Annotated in this window: 23 protein-coding genes; 13 read left to right on the forward strand and 10 right to left on the reverse strand. The window is 60.3% G+C overall.

All coding sequences use genetic code 11. The annotated features are described in order from the left end of the window. The first annotated feature begins 20 nt into the window (after positions 1 to 20). The 4 genes from AC193Q_RS08120 to AC193Q_RS08135 all read left to right on the forward strand — a co-directional run bounded on the left by AC193Q_RS08120 (position 21) and on the right by AC193Q_RS08135 (position 5,338). A complete protein-coding gene (locus tag AC193Q_RS08120; RefSeq protein WP_121185861.1) occupies positions 21 to 1,142 on the forward strand; it encodes an SMP-30/gluconolactonase/LRE family protein in 1,122 nt (373 codons plus the stop codon). A 204-nt stretch (positions 1,143 to 1,346) separates the two neighbouring features. After that, positions 1,347 to 1,862 carry a sigma-70 family RNA polymerase sigma factor gene (locus AC193Q_RS08125; RefSeq protein ID WP_121185863.1) on the forward strand — a complete coding sequence of 172 codons (516 nt, stop codon included), beginning with the start codon at positions 1,347 to 1,349 and terminating at the stop codon, positions 1,860 to 1,862. After that, complete coding sequence (locus AC193Q_RS08130) at positions 1,849 to 2,829, forward strand: FecR domain-containing protein (protein WP_095669018.1); 981 nt, start codon at positions 1,849 to 1,851, stop codon at positions 2,827 to 2,829. The genes AC193Q_RS08125 and AC193Q_RS08130 overlap by 14 nt, the downstream gene beginning before the upstream one ends. Before the next feature lie 118 nt (positions 2,830 to 2,947). Then, positions 2,948 to 5,338, forward strand: a complete 2,391-nt coding sequence (locus AC193Q_RS08135) for a TonB-dependent siderophore receptor (RefSeq protein ID WP_095669017.1) — start codon at positions 2,948 to 2,950, stop codon at positions 5,336 to 5,338. A 176-nt stretch (positions 5,339 to 5,514) separates the two neighbouring features. Here the strand turns inward: AC193Q_RS08135 and AC193Q_RS08140 are convergent, their stop codons facing one another. After that, the gene (locus AC193Q_RS08140) at positions 5,515 to 6,594 is read right to left on the reverse strand and encodes an SDR family oxidoreductase (RefSeq protein ID WP_483879405.1); all 1,080 of its coding nucleotides are present in this window, start codon (positions 6,592 to 6,594) and stop codon (positions 5,515 to 5,517) included. 74 nt (positions 6,595 to 6,668) lie between these two features. Here AC193Q_RS08140 and AC193Q_RS08145 point away from each other — a divergent pair, with 74 nt between their 5' ends. Then, on the forward strand, positions 6,669 to 7,061 hold the full coding sequence (locus AC193Q_RS08145) for a MerR family transcriptional regulator (protein ID WP_182404410.1): 393 nt from the start codon (positions 6,669 to 6,671) through the stop codon (positions 7,059 to 7,061). Between the two features lie 185 nt (positions 7,062 to 7,246). Then, positions 7,247 to 7,807: a fasciclin domain-containing protein gene (locus AC193Q_RS08150; RefSeq protein WP_121185869.1), complete on the forward strand. Its 561-nt coding sequence runs from the start codon at positions 7,247 to 7,249 to the stop codon at positions 7,805 to 7,807. Between the two features lie 65 nt (positions 7,808 to 7,872). On the opposite strand, the gene AC193Q_RS08155 is transcribed toward AC193Q_RS08150, so the two are convergent. Together AC193Q_RS08155 and AC193Q_RS08160 are read right to left on the reverse strand one after the other, a co-directional pair. Beyond that, complete coding sequence (locus AC193Q_RS08155) at positions 7,873 to 9,105, reverse strand: NADH:flavin oxidoreductase/NADH oxidase family protein (protein ID WP_483879406.1); 1,233 nt, start codon at positions 9,103 to 9,105, stop codon at positions 7,873 to 7,875. 74 nt (positions 9,106 to 9,179) lie between these two features. Beyond that, complete coding sequence (locus tag AC193Q_RS08160; protein WP_476283757.1) at positions 9,180 to 10,259, reverse strand: saccharopine dehydrogenase NADP-binding domain-containing protein; 1,080 nt, start codon at positions 10,257 to 10,259, stop codon at positions 9,180 to 9,182. Between the two features lie 194 nt (positions 10,260 to 10,453). On the opposite strand from AC193Q_RS08160, the gene AC193Q_RS08165 reads away from it, so the two are divergent. Further along, complete coding sequence (locus tag AC193Q_RS08165) at positions 10,454 to 11,245, forward strand: type 1 glutamine amidotransferase domain-containing protein (protein WP_095669013.1); 792 nt, start codon at positions 10,454 to 10,456, stop codon at positions 11,243 to 11,245. A 37-nt stretch (positions 11,246 to 11,282) separates the two neighbouring features. Beyond that, the gene (locus AC193Q_RS08170; RefSeq protein ID WP_121185875.1) at positions 11,283 to 12,287 is read left to right on the forward strand and encodes an acetoacetate decarboxylase (ADC); all 1,005 of its coding nucleotides are present in this window, start codon (positions 11,283 to 11,285) and stop codon (positions 12,285 to 12,287) included. A gap of 15 nt (positions 12,288 to 12,302) precedes the next feature. Here the strand turns inward: AC193Q_RS08170 and AC193Q_RS08175 are convergent, their stop codons facing one another. Together AC193Q_RS08175 and AC193Q_RS08180 are read right to left on the reverse strand one after the other, a co-directional pair. Beyond that, positions 12,303 to 12,782, reverse strand: a complete 480-nt coding sequence (locus AC193Q_RS08175) for a MerR family transcriptional regulator (protein WP_095669011.1) — start codon at positions 12,780 to 12,782, stop codon at positions 12,303 to 12,305. 73 nt (positions 12,783 to 12,855) lie between these two features. Continuing rightward, entirely contained in the window at positions 12,856 to 13,551 is a 696-nt protein-coding gene (locus AC193Q_RS08180; RefSeq protein ID WP_095669010.1) for a tRNA (adenine(22)-N(1))-methyltransferase, read from the reverse strand. A gap of 278 nt (positions 13,552 to 13,829) precedes the next feature. Here AC193Q_RS08180 and AC193Q_RS08185 point away from each other — a divergent pair, with 278 nt between their 5' ends. After that, on the forward strand, positions 13,830 to 14,528 hold the full coding sequence (locus AC193Q_RS08185; protein ID WP_476283874.1) for a phytanoyl-CoA dioxygenase family protein: 699 nt from the start codon (positions 13,830 to 13,832) through the stop codon (positions 14,526 to 14,528). Positions 14,529 to 14,576: 48 nt separating this feature from the next. Next, positions 14,577 to 14,735, forward strand: coding sequence for a DUF2986 domain-containing protein (locus AC193Q_RS08190; RefSeq protein WP_080963266.1), 159 nt, complete (start codon positions 14,577 to 14,579; stop codon positions 14,733 to 14,735). Between the two features lie 26 nt (positions 14,736 to 14,761). On the opposite strand, the gene AC193Q_RS08195 is transcribed toward AC193Q_RS08190, so the two are convergent. Beyond that, positions 14,762 to 15,490 carry a class I SAM-dependent methyltransferase gene (locus AC193Q_RS08195; protein WP_121185879.1) on the reverse strand — a complete coding sequence of 243 codons (729 nt, stop codon included), beginning with the start codon at positions 15,488 to 15,490 and terminating at the stop codon, positions 14,762 to 14,764. 282 nt (positions 15,491 to 15,772) lie between these two features. On the opposite strand from AC193Q_RS08195, the gene AC193Q_RS08200 reads away from it, so the two are divergent. The 3 genes from AC193Q_RS08200 to AC193Q_RS08210 all read left to right on the forward strand — a co-directional run bounded on the left by AC193Q_RS08200 (position 15,773) and on the right by AC193Q_RS08210 (position 19,654). Then, complete coding sequence (locus tag AC193Q_RS08200; protein ID WP_121187778.1) at positions 15,773 to 16,207, forward strand: GNAT family N-acetyltransferase; 435 nt, start codon at positions 15,773 to 15,775, stop codon at positions 16,205 to 16,207. 70 nt (positions 16,208 to 16,277) lie between these two features. Then, entirely contained in the window at positions 16,278 to 17,114 is an 837-nt protein-coding gene (locus tag AC193Q_RS08205; RefSeq protein WP_121185881.1) for a PhzF family phenazine biosynthesis protein, read from the forward strand. Between the two features lie 158 nt (positions 17,115 to 17,272). Then, the gene (locus AC193Q_RS08210; RefSeq protein WP_476283760.1) at positions 17,273 to 19,654 is read left to right on the forward strand and encodes a DUF3772 domain-containing protein; all 2,382 of its coding nucleotides are present in this window, start codon (positions 17,273 to 17,275) and stop codon (positions 19,652 to 19,654) included. A 197-nt stretch (positions 19,655 to 19,851) separates the two neighbouring features. Here AC193Q_RS08210 and AC193Q_RS08215 read toward each other — a convergent pair whose 3' ends face one another. The 4 genes from AC193Q_RS08215 to AC193Q_RS08230 are packed head-to-tail and all read right to left on the reverse strand — an operon-like array spanning position 19,852 to position 23,690. Next, a complete protein-coding gene (locus AC193Q_RS08215; protein WP_182404395.1) occupies positions 19,852 to 20,616 on the reverse strand; it encodes an ABC transporter permease in 765 nt (254 codons plus the stop codon). Continuing rightward, positions 20,616 to 21,815, reverse strand: a complete 1,200-nt coding sequence (locus AC193Q_RS08220; RefSeq protein WP_476283762.1) for an ABC transporter substrate-binding protein — start codon at positions 21,813 to 21,815, stop codon at positions 20,616 to 20,618. Before AC193Q_RS08220 ends, AC193Q_RS08215 begins: the two co-directional genes overlap by 1 nt. After that, a complete protein-coding gene (locus tag AC193Q_RS08225; protein WP_476283764.1) occupies positions 21,781 to 22,623 on the reverse strand; it encodes an ATP-binding cassette domain-containing protein in 843 nt (280 codons plus the stop codon). Before AC193Q_RS08225 ends, AC193Q_RS08220 begins: the two co-directional genes overlap by 35 nt. Beyond that, on the reverse strand, positions 22,620 to 23,690 hold the full coding sequence (locus AC193Q_RS08230; protein ID WP_476283766.1) for an acyl-CoA dehydrogenase family protein: 1,071 nt from the start codon (positions 23,688 to 23,690) through the stop codon (positions 22,620 to 22,622). Before AC193Q_RS08230 ends, AC193Q_RS08225 begins: the two co-directional genes overlap by 4 nt. Positions 23,691 to 23,693 lie beyond the last annotated feature (3 nt).

The raw sequence follows: 23,693 nt of genomic DNA on the forward strand, positions 1-23,693 counted from the left end.
AAAACCACGGAGATCGCTACATGGACTCATTCCTGTCCGCCAAGCCTGAAAGCCTTGATCAAACGAAAGGCAATACCCGCCGCAGTTTCCTGAAAAAGTCGCTCGCTGTTTCCGCCACGCTCGCCACCGTCGGCAGCGCCGCACTGCCCCGCTTCTCCGATGCCGCCGAACCTTTGAGTCAGCGCTACCCTGATCCACTGATTCACATCCTCGACGACAGCTTCCTGGATCTGCGTATTTTCAACGCCAGTGTTGAAAAACTCGCCACCGGCATGCGCTGGGCCGAAGGACCGGTGTGGGTCGGTGATGGCCGGTATCTGTTGGTCAGTGACATCCCCAATAATCGCATCATGCGCTGGGACGAAATCACCGACTCCTTCACGGTGTACCGCGAACATTCAAACTTCTCCAACGGCATGTGCCGGGATCGACAAGGGCGACTGATCGTTTGCGAAGGCTCCACCACCACTCGCGAAGGGCGCCGCATCACGCGCACCGAACACAATGGCAGGAGCACCGTGCTGGCTGACAGTTTCGACGGCAAGCCCTTCAACTCGCCCAACGACATTGTCTGCAAAAGTGATGGCTCGATCTGGTTCACCGACCCGCCATTCCAGACCGGCAATAACTACGAAGGCCACAAAGTCACCCCGAGCCAACCCCATGCCGTGTACCGCATCGACGGCGAGAGCCAAAAAGTCACTCGGGTAATCGACGACCTCAACGGTCCCAACGGCCTGTGCTTTTCTCCCGATGAAAAGACCCTGTATGTCGTCGAAGGTCGCGCCAAGCCCAATCGCCTGATCTGGGCGATTGCGGTGAAAGACGACGGCACCCTGGGCGAACGCCGCAAGCACATCGAAGGCTTGGACTATGCCGCGATTGACGGCATCAAATGCGACGAAGCGGGCAACCTGTGGTGTGGCTGGGGCGGCAATGGTGATCCCAAGGCCGACCTGGAAAAACTCGACGGCGTGCGCGTTTTCAATTTGCAGGGCAAGGCCATCGGGCACATTTCGCTGCCAGAGCGCTGCCCGAACTTGTGCTTCGGCGGACGCGAAGGCAATCGACTGTTCATGGCCAGTAGTCACTCGATCTACTCGTTGTTTGTAAATACGCGTGGGACTGGGTTTGCGTTGTAAAAACGACGCTGGTATCGCGATTGTTCCGTGAGTATCGAAACAAGCTCCTGCCGCGCATCCGAGGCTGCGCGGCAGTCAAGCCCATTCATTGTGCGCGTCCACCCGCAGCCTCTACAGAATGACGACATTTGCCCGTATTTGCCTAAGGCCTATCCCCTGAGTAGAATGCGATTAATTATCAATTGTATACTTGCCGGGATTCCGATGCGCAGCGATGAAACACTAGGCACTGCAGATCTAGGGCTGCTCTATCGCACCCACCACTCGTGGTTACACGGCTGGCTGATCCGACGCACTGGATGTCGCGATAACGCAGCAGATCTGGCGCAGGACACCTTCGTGCGACTGCTCAAATCCCGTCAGTCCAGCCCCTTACGCGAACCACGCGCCTATTTGAGCAGTATCGCCCGCGGACTGATGATTGATCAGTATCGTCGTCGTGAACTCGAACGCGCCTACCTGGAAAGCGTCATGTTGCTGCCTCAACACGAGGTTCCCTCAGAGGAAAGCCGGCTGATGATTCTTGATGCGCTTGAGCGCATAGACCGCATGCTCGGCATGCTTAAACCGAGAGTTCGCCAGGCCTTTTTATTTGCCCGACTCGACGGTCTGACGTGCGCGCAAATAGCCGAAAAGCTGGGTGTTTCCCGCGCGACCGTAGAACGCGACCTTGCCACCGCTCTGCAAAACTGCTATCGCTTGCGTTATGTCCAGGCGTGAGCCGCAGGCGCTGGATCCGGCCATTGTTGAGCAGGCGATTCAATGGCTGGTGCGCCTTCGCTTCAATCAAGCCGATGAACAAACGCAGCATACGTTTGAGCATTGGCTGCAGCAGCGCCCAGAGCATGTATTGGCGTGGCAGCGTGTGGAAACGCTTGGGGATGAGTTCGCCGGCGTGCCACCTCAACTGGCCCGACAAACCCTCAATGGCACCAACCATGGAATCCGGCGGCGGGAAAGCCTGAAGCTACTGGGCATATTGGCTACCGTTGGCGCTGCAGCCTGGCTCGGCCGAGACTACACACCCGTACCAGCCATGCTTGCGCAGCAGCGCAGCAGCACCGGCGAGCAACGAAGGTTCCAGCTCGATGATGGCAGCCTTATCCAGCTCAATAGCGATAGCGCGGTCGACAGCGATTTCGACGCCCGGCGACGCCTGATCATCCTGCGACGTGGTGAAATCATCGTAAATGTCGGCGCGGATCAACACTCGCCTCAAGCACGGCCGTTCTGGGTGCAATCACGTGACGGGATCATGCGCGCTCAGAGTTCCCGCTTTCTGGCGCGCGAACGTGACGATGGCACGCTGGTCGCGGCTCAGGAAGGATCGGTCACGCTGTTTCCCGGCTCCAGTCAAACGCCTGCAAGCCGCAGCGTCGAGGCAGGAAATCAGCTATTGCTCACAACCAGTGGCGTGCGAAAGGTCAGTGACCAGGGGCTTGATCTATGGAGCTGGGGGGACGGGGTGATCAGTGCGCGCAATATGCGCCTCAATGATTTTATCGTGGAGTTGTCGCGTTATCGCCCCGGGGTATTGCGTTGCGCCGAAGAGGTCGCTGATCGTCGCGTTTCCGGCACCTTCCAGCTCGCCGATAACGATCAGGTTCTGGCATTGATCGCGCAGTCACTGCACTTGCACATAGATTACCGGACCCGTTTTTGGGTCACCGTGACCGCTGCCACCTGAGTAAATCAAAACCTTTTACTACCTGAAAATTAATGAGGTGGTTTCTCATTCTCGTTCGACCTCTAAGGAAGGCCGGAATACAGGCCAGTCTGCCGATGTCCTTTCTTGGAGCGAGAAAATGAGTTCGTCCCCGGTTTCACAGCGCCATCCATTAAATCGAGCCTTGCACGGTGCGATTTTGGGTGTGATCGTCAGCATCTACGCATTGCCGTCGCTGGCGCAAACATCGAGCGCTGCCCCGCGCAATCAAGTCAAACAGTGGAACGTCGCTGCGGGCCCACTGGCGCCGGCGCTTGACCGCTTTGCGCGCGAAGCTGGCATCAGTCTTTCCTTCGACGCGTCGAGTGTCGCGAACCGCACCACTGCTGGCGTGAATGGCACGCTCGATACGTCGGCAGCGCTGTCATTGTTGCTGCAGGGAAGCGAGTTGCAAGTCGAACGGCAAGGCCCGAATGCTTACCTGCTGGTCCCTCAAGCAAAGACTGCCGGCCCGCTGGAGCTCGACGCAACGGACGTCGAGGACTACCGCCTTGCCCCCCTGATCATCAATGCCAAGGTCAGGGTCAGTGCCGACGACGACGCCAACTCGGTGGTCGCCAAGGAACTCTGGGTTGGCGGCAAGGTGGCAACCAGCATTCTCAACACACCGGCATCGGTGTCGGTTGTTACCAACAAGGAAATGGAGCAACGCAGCGTCAGCACCACGGAAGAGGCGCTGCAATACACGCCGGGCGTGATCAGTGACTTCTACGGTACGGATGACCGCAACGACTATTTCCAGATCCGCGGCTTCCAGGCCACCACCTACCGTGACGGCTTGACCCTGAGTTCGATGCGCGGCGTACGCGAAGATCCATTCGCTTATGAGCGTATCGAGATTCTGCGTGGCGCCAACTCCACGCTGTTTGGCCCCGCGGACCCGGGTGGTTCGGTGAATTTTGTGACCAAACAGCCGCGCTTCGAGCAGTTTGGCCAAGGCTATGTGACCTACGGTTCGTTTGACCATGTCGAGACAGGCATCGATGTCGGGGACGCGCTGAACGACGAGAAAACCCTCGCTGGCCGCTTTACCGCCAAAGGCCAAAACAGCGACCGCGAGTACGATCACTCGCAGGACGACAACCAGTTGTTTATGGGTGGCCTCACCTGGGCACCGACGGATTACACGTCGGCGACGATGATTCTGGATTACCTCAAGACCGAAAGTTCGCCAAACAGCGGTGGCTATCCGCTGGACAAGGAATACGACCGCAGCAAGTTCTATGGCGAACCCAGCTATAACTTTCACGATGTCGAGCGCACCAGCCTCAGCGGTAACATCACCCACGACTTCGACAACGGCTTCGTGCTGCGCAGCAACCTGCGTTACAGCAAGTTGACCGATGATTTCGGCTACGTTTACCTCAGCGACAGCGCTGCACGTGTCGGCACTACCGTTGACCGGTATCAGTTTGGCACGGACACCGAAGCCGACCAGTTCAACGGCAATCTGATGCTGCAATACGATGCCCGCTTCGAGAACATCGACAGCAGCAGCCTGGTGGGCGTGGAGTACCTCGATTCGACAACCAGGGAAAGCTCGGTCTACGCCCCGACGACCTCGATTGACATTGCCAATCCCGTGTTTACTGGCGTTTCACGCGCAATCACGCCATACGCCGTCAACAAGCGAGACGCGACCACCAAAGCCGTATTCCTTCAGCAGAACCTGTCGTTCTACGAGCGTTTCATCGTCACCGGCGGTGTGCGCAACGACTCGATGGACCTGACCAGCAAAGGCTTGCAATCCACTGAGAAAGACAACTTCTCCGAAACCTCCTACCGAGGTGCGTTGACCTACATCGTCAACGACGAGGTGTCCACCTATGTGAGCATGGTGGAATCCGTCTCGCCGCCGCAGGTTGGGGTGACACCGCAGACGGGCAGGCAGTACGAAGTAGGCGTGAAGTATGCGCCGATGGGGATGGACGCACTGTTCTCCGCAGCCGTTTACGACCTGACCCAGGAAAACGTCACCATCGCCGTGGTGCTGCCGAGCGGCATCATTGAGCAACAAACGGTGGGCGAGTCGCGGGCGCGCGGCCTCGACCTAGAGGCCAAGGCGCAGGTGACGCAGAACCTGAGCCTGATCGGTGGCTATTCCTATATGGAGTCCGAGGTATTGCGCGGTTCGTTGTACGACGGGAGTTCTCTGAAGGGTAATGAGTTCTCCACGGCACCCAAGCATTCCGCTTCGCTCTGGAGTTATTACGACGTACCCGGCACTGATGTCAGCGTTGGCTTGGGTGCGCGCTACGTCGGCTCTTATTACTTCGATGCAGCCAACTCCGGCAAAAGCGATGGCACCACACTGTTCGACGCCGCCTTCAACTACAAGATCGCCAAGGGTACCGACCTTGCAGTGAATGTCAGCAACCTGCTGGATGAGCAGCACGTGGTCGGTTCCGGCACAGCGAACTACTACAACCCGGGTCGGGAGATTACCGCCAAAGTCAGTTACAACTGGTAAGCCGGCGTGTAAGCCTTTTTTTCATATTGGAAGCGGTGCCCGCTTTACCGCGGGCAGCGTCAACCTGGCCATCAATCGGCAAGGTGAAGCAAAGGTGTTCGATTTTAATCGTTACGCGTCAGCTATAACTGCCTGCCATGCTGACCGCTTGTCGTTGACCGAGAGAGCGGTGAACGTCAGAGCGCCCTGTCCTTGGCTAAGCAATACGCGTTGACGAACGTTGCCGTATGCTGCAAGGCCTGACGTATGTCCGGTTTAACTATTCCATGCCTGTTGGCAAACCGCTCGACCGCCGCTGTGTTGAAACGAGTGGTCTGGATAAAGTCCAAGGCTTCGGGTTTTGTATTCAAAAACCACGCGACCGGAGGAATACTCAGTAGCCACTTCAGCAGTCGAAGTGAAATGTGATGTTTGGGAGACTTCAAGCCCAAAGGTTTAGCCACCTGTGCCAGGAGTTCTCTCAAGTTTGGCGTTTGATCATCCAGCGCCAGCAGTTCCTCGCCCACCATGGCAGGATCAAAAGCACAAACGGCCACCAGTTCGACCAGATAATCGACGGTGACCAGTGGCAGCCAGTGCTCGGCGGTACCGGGCACTGCAGTCATCTTGCCCTGCACCAGGTTGCGTATCAGCGCCACCAGCGGCTGACCGTCAACGATATGCCCCGTGCGGCTGTGGCCACAGACCGTCGCAGGGTGGACAACGGTCATCTCACCACCCTTGGCGGACATGACCTGCTGGGTCGCAAAATGCGCCTCCAGCTTGCTTGCCTCGTATCCACCGACACGTCGGTAAACGGCGGGCCAGTTCGTCAACTCCGGCTGGCGACGATCAATGCCGATGCGTTGCAGATGTTCATGATTGTTCAGCATGTAGCCGCCGATCATCACTAAACGGCTTTTTTGCTCAGCCGCCAACAGCGCCACACGCTTTGCCCCCTGCACATTCACTGCACGAGACTGCTCCACCGAAAGACCCCATGCGAAGTGGGCGCCCAGATGGAATATGACGCTGGCGCGCCTCAGCACGTCCTGATCAGCCAGACTTAGCCCGAGATTGTCCTGCTCCAGATCGCCAGCCACGGCAAATACCCGTGTCGCGCACCCGCCTAAACTATCAACTTGCTCGCGCAACGCGGCCAGCCGCTCCGGGCGACGCATCAATACCCGAAGGGTGTGACCTTTTGCACTCAGGTTTGCCAGCAAATGTTGACCGATAAAGCCGGTACCCCCCGTGACAAAGCACTCCACGCTCATTTCCCTACTCCTTGTTGAAGGTGAGAAATCCAGCGTAAAGTATCGACTCAACTCTACAGTCAAGCGGTGTTTTCATGAAAATCGGCGAACTCGAGGCTCGCAGCGGCGCCAGCCGTCATACCTTGCGTTACTACGAGCAGATCGGCCTGATCTCACCGCTGCGGCAAACCAACAACTATCGTGTCTACACCGAGCAAACCCTGCAGGATCTGGACTTTATCCAGCGCGCGCAAAGCATGGGATTTTCCCTGGGAGAAATAGGCGAGATTCTGGATGCGCAGCGCAACAAGCTGATCGATTGTGCTGACGGCGCGAAGCTGATTGAAAAGAAGATGGCCGAAATCAAACAGAAAATTGCCAACCTCCAAAGCATTCATCGGTACCTGGATATAGAGCGTGCGGCCCTCGAAGCGAGTGCTGCCAGGCAACTTGAGCTTCAACAGTTGAGCGACGCTGCCAATCATTGAACCTACGGCAAATGCCTTGGGGGGGCCTGCGTCTGTCGTCATGGATATCTCCTGTGGACGAGTGCCTGCGCATCCATGCCCAGATGAAAAACCAAAATTTTCTCTCTGCTCTGCATCCGGTTCGCCCCCTGCTCCGTACATTCAACACCCTCATTCGAAGGGTCGAAGAATCAAGGAGACGCACCATGCACATGCTCATCAAACGCCTTGCTGTCGCTTGCTTCACCCTGCTCTGCCTCGGCGCTGGATCCAGCTTTGCCGCCGATACCGTGATGGTTGGCGGGGCGGCCATGTATCCAACGAAGACCATCGTCGAAAACGCAGTCAACTCCAAGGATCACACCACCCTGGTCGCTGCGGTCAAGGCCGCCGGCCTGGTGGATACGCTCAACAGCAAGGGCCCGTTCACGGTCTTCGCCCCCACCAACGAAGCCTTCGCAAAACTGCCTGCCGGCACGGTCGATACCTTGGTCAAGCCTGAACATAAGGCGGACCTGACCAAAATCCTGACTTACCACGTCGTGGCCGGCACTCACACGGCTAAACAGTTGATGGACGACGCCAAAATGCACGGCGGTAAAGTGATGCTGAAAACCGTCGAGGGCGAATCGCTGACTGTCATGCTACATGATGGCAAGTTGTGGGTGCAGGACGCCAAAGGTGGAAAAGCTGCCGTCACCATCGCGGACGTCATGCAATCCAATGGTGTGATTCATGTGGTCGATACGGTGCTGATGCCGAACTGACCGGTTGACGTGGGCGGGCTCTCGTCAGAGCGTCCGCCAACGTCACGATTGAAGTGCCTTGCGACTCACACCGAACGCTTTTCCACCCAGCGCCGATATTGCCGAGTGCGAAACGCCATGCCGATCTGCTGCAGAATCAGCGCGCGCAACGGTGACACACCCGGATCAGGCTTTTTCGCCCGACTGAGTTTACCCAGCTGAAACTTCACCACCGCCATGTTCGCCAGGGCGGCAACGGCCTTGTTTTTCCAAGTGATCGGCGGCAATTGCGGGGCGTTGTCCTTGCCCTGCTGCCAGTCGCGCGGCAGGTGCGGATCGATGGCCAACGCGGTGCCGATGCCGACCATGTCCACACCACTCTGCACGACACTGTCGGCTACCGGGCGACGACGAATGCCCCCCGTGACCATTACCGGCATTTTCGCAACGGTCTGTATATCCCGGGCAAACTCGACGAAATAGGCCTCACGAGCCAACGTGCGACCATCGCGCGCCTCACCCTGCATGGCCGGGACTTCGTAGCTGCCACCGGACAGTTCCACCAGATCCACGCCCAGATCGTTGAGCAACTCAAAGACCTTTTTCGCGTCGTCAGCGGTGAATCCGCCGCGCTGGAAATCGGCGGAATTGAGTTTGACCGCTACGGCAAACTCTGCAGAAACCACAGCCCTGACTGCCTTGACGATCTCGACCAACAACCGCGCACGGTTCTGCAGAGAGCCGCCCCACTCGTCCGTCCTTTGATTGGTCAGAGGCGAGAGAAACTGGCTCAACAGATAGCCGTGGGCGGCGTGGATTTCCACCCCAGTGAAGCCGGCCTGTTCACCGAGGCGTGCGGTGCGCGCAAAGCGCTGGATGACGTCCTCAATCACACGGGCGGTCATGGCGTGGGGCGTGGCGAAACGCTTGGACAGTTTGCCCAGGTCCAGCGGTACCGCTGATGGCGCCCAGGTTTTCTGCCCGAGGTTGGACTGCATCTGGCGCCCCGGGTGATTGATCTGCAACCAGAACTGGGCACCGGCAGAACGGCCGATCCGCGCCCAGCGCTTGAACTTGTCGAGTTGCTGATCATCTTGCAGCACCACACCGCCTGGCCCGGTCATCGCGCGGCCGTCGACCATCACGTTGCCGGTGATGATCAGCCCTGCACCGCCATCGGCCCACGCCTGATACAGACGCATCAATTCTGCGGAGGGTGCCTGGTCGGCGTCCGCCATGATTTCTTCCATGGCGGCTTTGGCGATGCGGTTTTTGATGGTTGAACCGTTGGGTAGGGTCAGGGGGTCGAACACATTCATGGTGCAGTCCTCAACTGGAGATGAGGCCACCATAAGATTGAAGTAAACTTTAAGGTCAATGACTTTTTTCAAGATCATTCAATGTTGATTTCGCTCGACCCTGGCAAGTGCGTCACTAGATCCGCGCCCAACAACCGCGCAGGTGTGTAGGCACCGCCGGGTGGTGTTGTCCGCAACAGATAGCCGACCACCGCCAACGCAGCGTCGATCGTCAGGCTGTAAACGTTCGCGGTGTGCACGCGAGCGACTTTGCTTTCACCGCGCGCATTGCGGGCCTCGCCCCACACATAGGTGCCTTGGTCAGCACGTTTTGCCTGATCCGGACCGGTCACTGTCTTGCCGATGCGCGCCTTGAGCAGCCGCTGCACAAACGACAGTCCCAGCAACGGACGAATCCAGTTGGCGAGCCTGGCGCCGCGAATCATCCCCGCCGATCCCGGTATGAACACCTCGATATTGGCGATGCCGGTGGTGTGCCAGGCGGTGGACACATCGCCCCACGGGATGGTCATCGCCAGCTTCTCCCCGGCACCGAAATCGATACGCCGTACCCGATAGGCCAGCGGCACGGAAACAATCTTGCCGTCACGTCGGACCTTGCCACCCTGCGCCAGGCCTTCGATTGAAGTCTTGGCAGTGCCGGGTGAAAAGCTCGAACGTGAATCGAAGCCCAGCGCCAGATGCGTCGCATCCGGCAGCGCGTCTTTCAGGGCGGCGGCAACGCAGTCGGTCGGGACTACATCGAAGCCGACGCCGGGGCAAATGACTGACCCTGCTGCCCGCGCCCGCTCATTCAGGGACTGCGCATGTTCGAATACGGCAATCTCGCCAGTGATGTCCAGATAGTGCGCGCCGGCCCGCAGGCAGGCCTCGATCATCGGCGCGGCGGTCGCGGAAAACGGCCCCGCGCAATGCAGAATCAAACCGTGGCCCTTGATCTGCGCCAGCAACCGCGCAGGGTCGTCCAGACCGAACACCCGGGCTTCGAGACCCAGTTCCCGGGCCAACGCTTCGACCTTGTCGCGGCTACGTCCAGCCAACACCGGCCTGAGTCCACGCCTGACGGCATCGCGAGCGATCAGTTCGCCGGTATAGCCGTTGGCGCCATAAATCATCCATTTCATCGATGTATCCGGTTGGTCTTGCTGACTCATGCCTGGCTCCTGAGTGGATTGATGACCGGCGTTATTGCCTTGCCCAATCAGCTTCAGACGCTAGCGTTAAAGTCAGGTTGAGGGTCAAGCAAAAGTCCGATGGCATCAGCACAAATTATTCGCAGCAGCGGGGTTGACCTTAAAGTGAGGTTTAAGGTGAGCATGCGCTGACCTGCTTGCTCGATGGAGCCCGGATGATGCTCAAGACCCTTGTTTCCTCTGCCCTGCTATTGATAGGTGGTGCTTTCATGACGTTTGCAAATGCTGAGTCGGCGGCGATCAAGGATCGCCAGATCCTGGTGATCATGACCAATCACGCCAGCTATCCCTCGCGATCCGATACCACCGGCTTGTGGCTGACCGAACTGACCCACTTCACCGATGTGGTGGAAGCTGCCGGCTACACCACCGTGTTTGCCAGCCCCAAGGGTGGCGCGGTGCCTCTGGACGAACGCAGTCTGGGCTGGTTGTACATGGACAAGGCTGCGCGGGAGCATTTGCAGTCGCCTGCGTTCCGCGCGCGCCTGGCCAATACGTTGCCGATCGCCGAGGTCGATCCGTCCCGCTTCGGCGTCATCTACTTCACCGGGGGCCATGGCGTCATGTGGGACTTTCCCGACAATCCTGACCTGCGCCGTGTCGCCGAAACCATCTACAACCAGGGCGGCATCGTATCGGCGGTGTGCCATGGTGTGGCGGGTCTGCTGGATCTGAAAGACAGCCAGGGCCAGTTGATCATCAAGGGTCGAAACATCACCGGGTTCTCCGACCGCGAAGAGCTGCTCTCGGGCATGAAAAATCAGGTGCCGTTCTTTCTTGAGGACCGCTTGGTGAGCCAAGGCGCGCGCTATCGCAAGGGCTGGCTGCCGTTCACTTCGTTTGCCATTACCGATGGAAGGCTGGTGACTGGCCAGAACCCTCAATCGCCCAAGGCCGTGGCTGAAGCCGTGATGGCGGTGCTCAGCGCCGGCGAACGAACGCGCTGAATCTTTTTGTAGTGCCTACCCACCGGAGAAAGTCCGATTGAAAGTCGCGAGCGCCGTTTTAACAGGATTGCTGATCACCACTTTTGCCAACGCTGCGTTGGCGGAGACACCTGAAATGCCCGATCTGACCGAGACCACCACCATCGACATTGCCGGCCATTCAGTACCCGTCGTCAAGGGTGGCCTGTATGACCGCTTTCGCTCCAATCCGCCGTTGTCGGTGATTGCCGCCGAAGTCCCGGGCGTTGATTTGAGCTGGTTCAAGGGCCTGGCGAAGAACAAGGTCGACATTGGCTTTGAGTCGTTTTCGCCCAATTTCTACTATCAGAACAGTCGTGTCACGGCGATCTACACGGCCGACCTCGATCGGCTCCGGTCGTTGATGCCGCCGGAAATACTGGCCACCGTGCAGCCACTGCAAGTCTGGCCAGGACGTGGCTTGATCGCATTCACCGCCTACACCTACGAGCATTGCGATAACGACGCCTATAACGAAGTTGCCGTGTCGATCATCACCAACAAACCCGGCAAAACCAACCTGGGACCGCTCACGTTGATTGGCCAGTCGATGTCAGAAGATTTCTGGGGTTATGTGCTCAAGTTGCCGGTCAATACCGAGCTGGCACGGGTGCGCGGAGTGGTCGGTTACAACCTGCCGAAGTGGCTGACCGGCATTGAGCGCAAAGAAAACGGGCAATCCGTGATCTATGAGATCAGTGACAGCCAGACCGGCAAACCGGACGTGTCCTTCACCGCGAAGAAGCTCGACAAACTGTCGCGCGATGAGGATATCGTCACCAGCAGTTTCACCAACCTCGATCACCAAGGCCAACTGGCCTATGGCTACGCGGTGTCGCGCCAGCTCAGCCACGGTTCCAGCCGGGACGCGGATGCCGCCACGCTGACGCTGGGCGATGGCAGCCTTTCTAATTACCTGCGCGACTTGAAGCTGGGGAAAATGCTCAAGTACGAATATGTCCCTGAGTTCCAGAGTGCGCTCTATGCGCCAAAACCGCTTGCCACGCTGGTTGGCAAGCGCTGAAAGCTGTAACGCCCGTCAGGCTCTGGATGCCTGACGGGCGTTGGTTTTTCTTGCCGCAACTGCTGGCTGCTTGTCGGGCGCAGAAGCCACGCCTTCTTCGCACAGCCGTTGGATCAGCCTCTGCGCATTGTCCGCACACGCCATCCCCGCAGGTTTACCCTCGATCCCTTTGATGACCAGCAGCAATTGTTCCTTGTTCTGCGCCAGCCGTTGCTGCAGCACCTCGATTTCATCGACCTTTTGCTTCAAGCCACTGAGCAATTGGTCGTGCTGCCAACCGTTGGCATTCATCGGCATCAACTGACGGATTTCCTCCAGGGAAAAACCTGCCGCCTGCGCGCCGGTGATGATATGCAACACCCACTGTGTGTCGGGGGCGTAATCGCGATAGCCATTGGCTTTGCGCGCGACCGAAGTGATCAACCCGCTCGCTTCGTAGAAGCGGATGCGCGACGGCGCCAGTCCGCTGATTTTTGCCAGTTCACCGATTCTCATGTCCGACTCCGCAAGCACGTTAACCTTGAAGCTGACTTTAAACCTGAAGGAGCGCAAGCGCCAACACGGCAGATCAAGCCAGCAACTCAGTGATCCACTGAATCTGTAGCGAAATTTCTTCCAGTTTCTCCCCGGGCACTTCCTGGCGCGCCTGTTTGAAACTGGCCAGCGTTTTCTGTCTCTGCCGTAAGAGACGCTGCCATTTGGCGAGGAATGCCGGACTGCGCGCCTGCATCTGCAATGGGCCGAAGTACAACTGTCGGGCGCTGTAGCTCACCGGGGCACCGCGCTCGGCGACGATGATTTCGTAGAAGAAACGGTTTTCCTGCAGCACTTCCTCATCGAGGATGCGGTAACCGTTATCCATCAGCCACCGGCGCAGGGGTTGCTCGCCGCCGTTGGGTTGCAGGATCAGCCGTTCGTGGCCGCGCAAACGCGCCTTGCCGCTGTCGAGAATGTCACGAATCGTCTCGCCGCCCATGCCGCACAGGCTGATCGCGGTAATCCCGTCGGACGGCTCGATCGCCGCCAGGCCACTGGCCAGACGCACAGTGATGAACGGCTGAAGATCGTTGTCGCGCACCGTGCGCACCGCGGCATGGAACGGTGTCTGCGCTACCTCGCCGGCCACCGCCGCAACGATGGCGCCACGGCGCAACAGGGCCACCGGCAGATAGCCGTGATCCGAGCCGATATCCGCCAACCGCGCGCCAGCCGGTACATGCGCCGCCACCCGCTCCAGTCGCATGGACAATGTGTGTTCGTTCAACTGCCGCCCTCTTCCCCAGCCATCGCCGGCGCTGCTGGCCGGACAAGGGGCGCGACTCTAGCGGGCGGTGGCGGGTATTTCAAATCCGGACGCGCGCGCCGGTGTTCCGACGTAGCCTCGATGCAGAGGCGCATGCGTCGGCTATCCTCATGGCAGCCGGTCTACGAATCTGCGCGCAGCCCTGTCTCAAAACAACCCATGCACTCTTGGAAAAGATCAGTCTTGAACACAGCCCTCGGCGCGCTGCTGAGCAGCGATTTCCTGACGTTACCGAAGCCATGATCGAGCGCGAAAAGCTTCACCGGCAAGGTTACGCGCTGCTGCGCGATGCGATCCCGGGGAATTGGCTCGCCGACCTGCGCGCGATATTCGATGCGAATGTGCAAGCATCGGAACACTGGCCGGTACCGCGCGGCATGGACTGGCGCCATTCGCTGCTGGACCTGGATGCAACGGTGCAAGCGGTGTGTCGCCTGCCGCAGGTTCTGACGGTGGCAGGCGAGTTGATCGGCGAACGCTTCTTCCTGTCCCAGGTCGAGGGTCGCGAACCGCTTGCCGGCGGTGGCCATCAGCAACTGCACCGCGACTTGTCGATCCAGCGGCCCGGCGACATGGTCAACGCCATCGCCTTTTTCGATGACTACGGCCCCGACAACGGCGCCACGCGCATCGTCCCGGGCAGTCACCGACCTTCACCACAACAGCCACCATTCGACCCCAACGACGAGACTGCTGTCGTGCAGCTTTCAGGGACTGCGGGGGACATTTTGCTGTTTGACGTCGATCTGCTCCACGCGGGGAGTCGCAACGTGAATGGCGCACGTCGGCGCTCTATTCTGATCAACTATTGCGCGCAGGCGCTATATAGGACGCAGTTGGAAACAGCGGGTTTGCGCGGTGTGCGAATGGACACCCGTGAGCAGTTTGATCCCGCATTGCTGCAACAGGCTCGCCAAATGGCTGCGACCCGGATTTAATGCGCGCTTGATGGGCACATGCCCGGCTCCACTTCACCGAGTAGAAACATGAACCGCCAAAAGAAACTGCAGCAGTTGTTCAAGGAAAAGGCCAAAAAGGCCAGCGCCAAACTGGCGCCGAAAAAGCCCAAATACATCAGCAAGGCCGAGCGCGCAAAGATGGCTGCCGAAGCGGCGGCCGAACCGGTTGAGAGCAGCGAGAGCTGATTCTGCAATTCAGGTTTCGATCACACTCAGTCGGCTGAGACAGGCAGTCGGCACGCCAGCCACGCGCCCCAGAACAGACTGCTGAAGAAGCGCGTCGCCTGGCTAAATCCCGCCTTATGCAACAACGCCTGAACCGCTGCTTCGGAATGCGGCGGATCCGCGCCCTGCAGGATTTTCCCGAGCTTGGCGGCCACCTCATCAGCACTCGCGCCTTGCTGCCGCCATCTCTGCCCCCACGCCTGCAGCAATAACGGTTGGCTGGCATAGGCGTAGTGATTGCCCGCCACAATCAGCGGTGCGCCCGGTTTCAGCCGCGCCTGGACCGAGCACAGGATGTGTTGTTTGGGTTCATCACCCTTGAGGTGATGAAGCACACCGATCAATGTTGCCGCATCGAAGGATGGGGCGGCCGGCAAGTCATCGACATGCCCGAGATGCAGCTGCGTTCTGTGCAGTAATTCGTGGGCCTGCAATTGCTGCGTCGCGGCGTCCAGCATGGGTGCCGAAGGATCGACAGCGGTGAAACGCCAGTCCGGCTCCAGCGCGGCCATTGCGATGATTTCCTGCGCCGTACCCCCCGCGCCCACCACCAGCACGTTTGCCGCCCGCGCCGGGCCGAGCGTGGCCGCCAACATGCAAGCCGCCAGATCGTGACAGGCGTCGTAACCGGCCAGTGCGATACGGCTCTGTGTGGCGTACTCGCTGGCGCGCGAGGTGTCGAATTTTGCTGCAGGGTTGGTCGAGGATGAGGCCACGATGATTCTCCTTGTCGTTGGGGCACGCTACGCCGGGAAACGAGACAAGAAAAATCGAATCATTTCATAGGCCACATTCCTGCCGGGAATAGGGATCGGCTGTAGCTTATAACCGGCGAAATTCCCCGGTCATCCGCTGGAGTTCAGCAGGCTTGTGGAGCGGGTGGCGTTGTGATTGTCCGGGGGCAGTCAGATGCGGCGGGCCATGATCAATCCGAATTGCCGTTTATTGTTGCAGCCGCTAGCCTCAGCAACAGCCAAAAGCACAAATCAGAGACCCGCATGACGCTACGCCCCGCCACCGATGGTGACCAGACAACCCTCTTTGACTTGCATCGAGCAGTCTTTCGCGAGCACATCGAAAAAATATGGGGCTGGGATGAGAAGTGGCAACGGGCAAATTTCACAGCGGAATTCGCCTGCGCAGCCACTTCGATTATTGAACAAGATGGCCGGATTGTTGGATACGTGCAGATTCTGGACAAAGAAGATCGAATCCATGTTCAGAACATCGCTATTTCGCAGGCGTACCAAGGCAAAGGCATTGGCTCGCGCATTCTGAGGAACCTCCAGCTGCAAGCTGCTGCCCGCAAGGTGCCTTTGCAGTTGGGCGCTTTTCGCACGAACACATTGGCGCAGAAGCTCTATGAACGACTGGGCTTTCGCCGGACTGGCGCAACCGACACGCATATCGAAATGTCTTGGACCGGCACCTGACAGTCTGCGCCCATAATCCGAATCCATCGGCGTAAAAGACCTTCCCTGACTCAACCTGTAAGGACATTCAATGCCACGCTCGCTGCAGTTCGAACAAGTCGACGTATTCGCCGATCACCCCTACGAAGGTAATGCGCTGGCCGTGGTGGTGGATGCAGATGGGCTGACGACCGAGCAGATGCAGACGTTCGCCCGCTGGACGCAACTCAGTGAGACCACTTTTCTGTTGAAGCCCGAGGCGCCGGACGCGCACTACCGTGTCCGTATTTTTACACCGTTGCGAGAGCTGCCCTTCGCTGGGCATCCCACGCTGGGCAGCTGCAAAGTGTGGCTCGCGCAGAACGACAAGCCTGAGCAGGTCGAGATTATTCAGGAGTGCCCGGCGGGCTTGATTCGGGTACGCAAACAAGGCGCGCAACTGGCGTTCTCCGCGCCACCATTGGTGCGCAGCGGGCCGCTGGAGGCAACGACGCTCAACCTGATCGAACAAGGACTCGGCCTCTCCACCGGGCAGATCCGCGCGAGCCAATGGGTCGATAACGGCCCGGGTTGGGCGGGGGTGTTGTTGGCGAGTCGCGAAGACGTGTTGGCGATCAAGCCTGATTACCCGGCGCTGCGGGGGCTGAATGTCGGGGTTATTGCGCCGTGGGCGGGTCCCGGTGCTGAAACGGACGTGGAAGTCAGAGCCTTCATGGGCGAGGAATGCGCCGAGGACGCCGTCACCGGCAGCCTCAATGCGAGCCTGGCTCAGTGGCTGATCGGCTCAGGCATCCTTGGCGACCGCTACACCGTGAGCCAAGGCACCGCCATCGGCCGCCGCGGCCGATTGCACATCCAGCACGTGGACGGCACCGTCTGGGTGGGCGGTGCCGTTCAGCACTGCATTTCCGGCCGGGTGGTATTTTGATGAGCCATGGATGCCAGGCTGCGGCATTATGAGGACAACCACAGCAAAACACGCACGCCCTACGGCGCCCCTGCCCTGCTAACCGGAAATTTTCCGCCGTGCCCGGTTCGATCACCTAACCTCATAGATTGTGTGATCAACGAGAACCGGCCCCTCCGATGCGCAACACATTGAAGGCATTGTTTTTTGTCGCGCTGACCGTGCTCGCTGCGGGCAGTTCGCTACTGTGCGCGGCGGATTTGCCGGCGCCCTCGGCGACCACTGCGGCGCCGCTGGTGGAGGTCTCGCAAAGTGATCTGCAAGCCTTGCAATTGCGTCTCGACGGACTGAAGCAGCAGATTTCCGCCGCCAACAATTACAACCAGCTCGAAGGCCCGCAGGACCGGGTGCAGACGTTCATTCTGGATGTCGATCGGTTGTCCGCATCGTTGTTGCCGCAGCAGGCGCAACTGGCGGTGCAACTGGGGGTGCTCGGCGCCGCACCGGATACGCAGATTGCCGCCGAACAGGCGGAAATCGCCGCACAACGGGCGTTGCTCAGCGAGCAGAAAAACAAGGTCGATGCCACGCTCAAAAGCCTTGCCGCGCTCAAGCAGAGCGCAGCCGAGCTGATCACGCAAATTGCCGGGATTCGTCGCACATTGCTCGAAAGCGAACTGACGCTGCGCACCGACAGCATTCTGAGCCCGGCCTTCTGGTCGCCGCTGGTGGCGCCGGAACCGGATGATCGTCAGCGCCTGAAGTTTTTCATCGATCAGGTGAACCTCACCTGGGCCACCGTCTGGGCCCCGGGGGAACGGTTTTTCACCTGTGTGCTGGTGCTGTTGGCGCTGACTTTCTGGACGGTCGGTCGCCGACTCGCCGAACGTGGCCTGACCTGGCTGTGCATCCACCGCATGCCGGAAGGTCGCCTGCGTCGCAGCGCGCTGGCCTTCGCCTCGGCGCTGGCGACCCTGGGCACCACAGCCATCGCCCTGCACCTGCTGTTCTATGCCTGCACCCGTCACGAGCCGTTGACGCCAGTGCTGCAGACTTTTTCCGAAGAATTCGAAAAAGCCGTTTACGCCTGCGTCCTGATTACCGCGTTGAGCCGCGCACTGCTGTCGACCCAGCATCCTTCATGGCGGCTGCCGGCGATGGCCGACTCGGTAGCGCTGGCGTTGCGCCCGTATCCGAGGATTCTCGCCGCCACCCTGCTGGTGCTGGTGACGCTGGTGCAAGTCAGCAACGCCACCGGCATGAGCAGCCAGATCGTGATCGCCCAGCGCGGGGTGATTGCCATCGTGGTGATCGTGATTCTGGTGCCGTTGCTGTTGCGCGTCGGCAAAGTGCGCAAGGCGTTGATCAGCGCCAATGAACCGGAGGCCGCCAGCACGTTTGCCGGAGCGATCTACAGCATCGCCACGGTGTGCATGGGCGTGTCGGCGCTGGCCTTGCTCACCGGCTACGTGTCGCTGGCCCGCTTCATCACTTTTGAGCTGGTATGGGCCTATATCGTGCTGGCCGGGTTCTATTTACTGGTGCAAGTGGTCAAGGACGCCTGCGAGTACCTGTTCTCGCCGCGCTACTCGGCGGGCAGGACGCTCAAGCAGACCCTGGGCCTGGGCGACCGGCGGCTGGAACAGATCTCGATTGTGCTGTCCGGTGCCAGCCGCGCCGGGCTGTTGCTGCTGGCGGTCATCACCTTGTTCGTCGGCGGCATCGGCACCACGTTCGGGCAACTGACCAGCAATGTCCTGGGCATTCTCGGTGGTGCCGGCTTACGCAAGCTGAACATCGTACCCGCGCACCTGATCAATGCCGTGCTGGCGCTGCTGATCGGTATCTACCTGATCCGCGCCCTGCGCCGCTGGCTCGACAACGAATTCCTGCCCAAGACCGACATGGATCCGGGCATGTGCGCGTCGCTGAGCACGCTGTTTTCCAATATCGGTTATGCCACGGTCATTCTCCTGACGCTGTCGTCGCTGGGCGTGCGCTGGACCAATCTGGCGTGGATCGTCAGTGCATTGTCGGTGGGGATCGGTTTCGGCTTGCAGGAGATCGTCAAGAACTTCGTCTCCGGGCTGATCCTGCTCACCGAGCGCCCGGTGAAGGTCGGCGACCTGATCAGCATCAGCGGTGTCGAAGGCGATATCCGCCGGATCAACGTGCGCGCCACGGAAATCCAGCTCAGCGACCGCTCCATCGTGATCGTGCCCAACTCACAATTGATTTCGCAGAACCTGCGCAACGTCACCCTTGGCGGCAGCGCCCAGGGGGTGGCGAGCCTGGAGCTGATGTTCCCGCTGGACATCGACCCGGAACAGGTCAAGGAACTGCTGCTGAACACCTACCGCGAAAACGAAAACATCCTCGACAAACCGGCGTCGTACGTGCGCTTCAGCAAACTCTCGCCCGATGGCATCACCTTGACGGTGACGGGCTATGTCGGCAGCCCACGGATCGTCGGCGGGACCAAGAGTGATCTGCTGTTCGAGATTCTCAAGCGGCTGGGGGATGCGGGGATTGCGCTGGCGAAACCGGCGTCGAGCCCGTGACCCCTAAAAGGTTTTGCGGTGTACACGGACTTGGTTACTGGCCGAGATTATTGTGGGAGCTGGCTTGCCAGCGATGGCGGTGGGTCAGTCTGCACGGGTGGTGACTGACACGGACCCATCGCTGGCAAGCCAGCTCCCACAGGGCTTTGTGGTGATTGCAGGATTGCGGGCAGGGGCGAGCCTGCTGGTGAAGAGGCTCAGGCCGGCGCCCAGCGTCGGTGTAGCCAGCGCGCGAACGCATCCAGCGCAAAACCCAGTACGCCGATCAGCAGCACCATCGCCATCAGTTCCGAATACGCCAGACGATCGCGCGTATCGAGGATGAAGTAGCCCAACCCGGCGCTGACCCCGAGCATCTCGCACGGCACCAGCACGATCCACAGAATGCCGATCGACAGCCGGACCCCGGTCAGCACATGGCCGAGCACGCCGGGCAGGATCACCTTGCGCAGGGTCTCCCAACGGGTGGCGCTGAGGCTGCGGCTGAGTTGCAGCCAGCGCGGGTCGAGCTGGCGTACGCCGGCCACGGTGTTGAGCAGGATCGGCCACACGGCGGCGAAGGTCAGCAGGAAGTAGATCGGCTGATCACCGACACCCATCAGCATCACCACCACCGGCATCCACGACAGCGGCGAAATCATCCGCAGAAACTGAAACGCCGGCGTGGTCGCCGCTTCCAGATGCCGGTAGCTGCCAATCATCAAGCCCAGCGGCACACCGATCAGCAGCGCCAGCAGCAGACCGACCAGAATCCGCTTCAGGCTGACCAGCACATGCTCGTACAGCTCCGGGCGCAGCAGCAGTTCGCCGAGGCTGGCCAGGGTTGCCTCGGGTGAAAAACGCAGTGCCAGGCTGTCGCTGCCGCCGAACACGTGTACGCCCAGCCACCACAGCAGCAACAGGCACAACAGCCCCGCGACGCCCAGCAAACCGTGCACGGTCGAAGAAGATCGCTGACGCATCAGAGGCCGAACTCCTCGCTGCGATCAAAGCTTTCCGGTAATCCGAATGCCTTCATCCCGCCGACTGTAGCAATGGCATTACGCACGAAGCGATCGTCTACCAGATCCCGGGCGGTTTGCTGCGGATCGAGGTTGGCAAGGAACCCCTTGTCGCCCTCGATCAACGTGTCCTTCAGACGTTTGACCAGTTCTTCGGTGTAGCTGGGGAACGGGTACGGCTGAAAATCGATGCGCTGCTCGTCCCAATGGCTGTGCTGAATCGCGCCGCTGGCCAGATATTGCTCGCGGTCGCTGGTGGCCGGCGACAGCACCCGGTCGAGCACGGGTTGCGCGTGCGGCGTGTAGCGATTTTCGCCGTCCCTGGACAGCAGTTTTGCGGCCTCGGCGCGGTTGTCGCGGGTCCAGACCTGCGCCTTGACGATCGCGTTGACCACTTTCTGCGACCACTCGGGACGGAGGTTCAGATCCTGCTCATGCATGAACACCACGCAGCAGGCGTGATTGCGCCAGACGTCGCCGGTAAAGCGCTGCACGCGGCCAACCTTGAGTTCCTCGGCCAGCGCGTTGAACGGCTCGGCGACGATGTAGCCAGCGATGCGTTTGCTCGCCAGGGCCGGCGGCATATCGGACGGCGGCAGCACCAGCAGATTGACTTCGTTCGGCGCCAACGCGGCGCTCGCCGATTTGCTCACCGGCACCAGCCCATGATCGCGGAACAGCTGCTGCACCACCACGTTATGAATCGAATACCAGAACGGAATCGCCACCGATTGCCCACCCAATTGCTTGACCTCGGTGATGCCCGGCGCCACGGTCAGGCCCGAGCCGCCGACGTGGTTCCACGCCACGACCTTGGCCGGCACCTTGCTGCCGTAACGCGCCCACACGGTCATCGGCGACAGCAGATGAATCACGTTGACCTGCCCGGAAATGAACGCCTCGATCACCTGCGCCCAACTGCGCAGCAGCACCGGGCGCTCGGCCTGAATGCCTTCGGCCTCGAACAGCCCGTTGTTGTGCGCCACCAGCAACGGCGTGGCGTCGGTGATCGGCAGATAACCGATGCGCACCGGCGCGTTCGGCTCGGCAGCGGCACGGGCATTCAGGCTGTTGAGCAGCGGCAACGCGCCGCCAGCGGTCAGCAACGCGCTGAGTTTGAGGAAGTCACGACGTGTGTGAGTAAAGTCGTCCAGGCACATGGTCAATCTCCGACGTAGCGGGCACAGGTTGAGTAAGGGGATTGCGGCTCGCCCGCCGAAGGGTTTTGAGGATGTCGATGCGCAGCGCGCCCAGTTCCTCGACCAGCTCGGCACGCGGCTGAGGCAGGTCGATGCGCCACTCGCCGAGGATGTGCGCCGGGCTGTTACCCAGTAGCAGAATCCGCTCGGAGAGCAGCAGGGCTTCGTCAATATCGTGGGTAATCAATACGGCTGCGGTGTGGTGCTCGGCAATCAGTTGCAGGAGCAACTGCTGCATGTCGGCGCGGGTGATTTCATCCAGCGCGCCGAACGGTTCATCGAGCAACAGCACCTGCGGCTGCCGCGCCAGACACCGCGCCAGCGCGGTGCGTTGGGCCATGCCGCCGGACAACTGCGCCGGGTGCTGCAACCGCGCGTGTTCGAGGCCGACCGCAGCGATGGCGTGGTCGATCCGCGCCTTGCGCTGCTCGGCCGTGAGATGCGGCTGGCGGGCGAAGTCGAGACCGAAGGCGACGTTCTTTTCCAGGGTCAGCCACGGCAACAGGCTCGGGTCCTGAAACGCCACCGCCACCCGAGGGTGCGCGCCGGTCAGCGGTTCGCCAAGCAGGCTCACCCGGCCCTGCTGCGGTGCCTGCAACCCCGCCAGCACACGCAGCAGACTCGATTTGCCGACACCGCTGGGGCCGAGAATCGTCACCACTTCGCCGGGCTGCAATTGCAGGTCGAAATGTTCCAGCACGGTGTGCCAGCCCTCCTCTTTCGGGTAGCCGAGGCTGATGCCGTGCGCCTCCAGCACCGGCGCGGTCATGCCGTCGCTTCCCGTTTCTGCCGCTGCAATTCAGCGCGCAGTTGCACCAGGCTCGGCGTGACGATCGGCACGAACGCCGACTCACGCCAGCGCCGGGCGAAACCACTGCCGTGCTCGGTCAGATAGGCCTTGCCGCCGCTCGATTGCAACTCCAGTTGCACCGCATTGGCGGCGGATTCGGCCAGCGCGATGCGGATCTGGAACAACGCGCCCGGCTGGGACAGGAAACGTCCGTCGTGCAGGCCCTGCTTGAGCGCGTCGACGCTCTGCGCCAGTTGCTCGCGTTGTTCCTGCAACGGCTCCAGCAGAATCGAACGGCCGTCCTGCAAGTGTCCTTCGACCTCGGCCAGCGCCCGTCGCGCCAGACCAATCGCCATGCCGCATTGCAAGCCGAGAAACGCCGGGCGCACTGCCGGCAAAAACTTGCGCGCGTCCTCGTGCAGCAGCCATTCGCGTCCGACCGCCACTTGCGCGAAATCGATCGCTGCGGTGTTGCTCGACTGCAGCCCCATCAGTTGCAGGTCGGCGGAACGTTGCACGCCGGCAGCGTCATCGGCGATCGCCAGCACGAACGGCGAACCGCCCTCCTCGTGCTCTATTGCCGCCGCCACCACGAAACCGCTTTGGCGCAGATTGGTCACCCAGTGCAGACGCCCGTTCAAGGTCCAGCCGTCTGCGGTGTCGACGGCACGCACTTGCAGTGCCTCGATGCCCGACAGGTATTTCATCGCGTTGGACAAACCGGTAGCCCCGGCCAGCTCTCCGCTGAGCAACACCGGCAGCAGTCTTTCCCTCAGCGCAGCGTTGGGGCTGTGCAGCAGGTATTCGATAAAGGCCCGTTGGCCCCAGAACACAAACGCCGCCGCCAGTGAATGGTTGGCGACAGCGGCCAGGGTTTCCACGGCATCACTGACGTGACCATCGCTGCCGCCCAGCGCTGGACTGATGCCGACCCGTAGCACCCCGGCCTGCGCCAGTTGTGTCAGTACCTGTTGCGGATCGCCGTCGCCCGCATCCAGGGCCTGGGCGTTGTGTTCCAGCCATTGCATCAATGCCGGATTGAGCATGTC

This window comes from Pseudomonas sp. F2 (assembly GCF_057174385.1).